This window comes from Treponema endosymbiont of Eucomonympha sp., from assembly GCF_001028545.1.
The window spans coordinates 1-1,015 of sequence record NZ_BBPW01000218.1 but is presented as its reverse complement, the minus strand read 5'-3'; the positions used below and the strand labels follow the sequence as shown (position 1 = coordinate 1,015).

The following is a 1,015-nucleotide window of genomic DNA, read 5'->3' as shown; positions in this document are numbered from 1 at the left end:
TTATGGCAAGAATAGAATAATTCTTGTATGGATAAAACTAAATTCATTAACTGATTTAGAAAATGTTGAAAATATAATCAAATATTCATCAATCGTTTTCTTTTGCAATCCTCTGTTATGCCCCAATATTTTCTCTTTTATATCGGTAATTTTGTCACTAATTATTGGCAAAAGTTTTTTGCATCAATTTAGTTACCTCACCACAGCCGCCAAGCGGTAATATTCTCAGATGCTTTTTATCAAGATATTTTGATAGGTAATGTTTTAAATAGAGGCAATCCGATGAACTTTCGCAAAGATATAGCTGTAAGGCGTCTTTGTTCGCATAGAACAATGACGGATTGAACAAGGTCTTTTGTATTCTTTAAGTAAATATCAAATGGCAACTCTCCCTTATTATGTTTTTTCTTAAGAGTTGTTTCTTTTTGATGTTTTTCTAACGAATAAGTGCTAGGCAGTGTGGACTTAAAGGTAGAGGAACAAACACCTGACATGAATGGCGGCTATGAAGGAAGCGGTGAGCTTTGCATAGCGCGCAGCAATTCCCCGCCGGCGCTTGAGGGCACGGAAGACGTTTTCAATGACGTGCCGTGCCCGATACAGTTCACGGCTGTACGCTCTCTGCTCTTTCCGGCTTTTAACCGGAGGGATGACGGCTGTTATATCCGCTTCCTTAAGCATGCCGAGCAGTTCGTTCGTATCATACGCTTTGTCCGCAAGGAACGCTTTCGCCTCCAAATCCTCCATAAGGAGAGGCGCCTGGCTACAGTCCGCGACAGTACCGCTTGTCACAATGCCGCCTGCCGGCATCCCGTACTCGTCGACTACCAAGTGCAATTTGCTGTTCAGCCCCCTTTTGTGCGGCTAATGTCCTGACTGCCGCCTTGTGCCCCGCATGCTTCCGCGTGTGCCTTGATATACGTCGAATCTATCATAAAGATATCCCCGGCAGGCTCGCCTCTTGCGGCTTTCGCCAGCGTTCTCCCTATACCCTTATCCCGCCAGCGACAAAACG

2 protein-coding genes are annotated in these 1,015 nt (G+C 44.5%); one reads left to right on the top strand and one right to left on the bottom strand.

All coding sequences use genetic code 11. The annotated features are described in order from the left end of the window. Positions 1-220, top strand: a 220-nt coding sequence (locus AWU74_RS12750; protein ID WP_238580199.1) for a hypothetical protein, incomplete at its 5' end; no start/stop codon positions are given. A gap of 245 nt (positions 221-465) precedes the next feature. Here AWU74_RS12750 and AWU74_RS06085 read toward each other — a convergent pair. Next, positions 466-849 (bottom strand): transposase, encoded by a 384-nt coding sequence (locus tag AWU74_RS06085; protein ID WP_306701025.1) that lies wholly within the window; start codon positions 847-849, stop codon positions 466-468. Positions 850-1,015 lie beyond the last annotated feature (166 nt).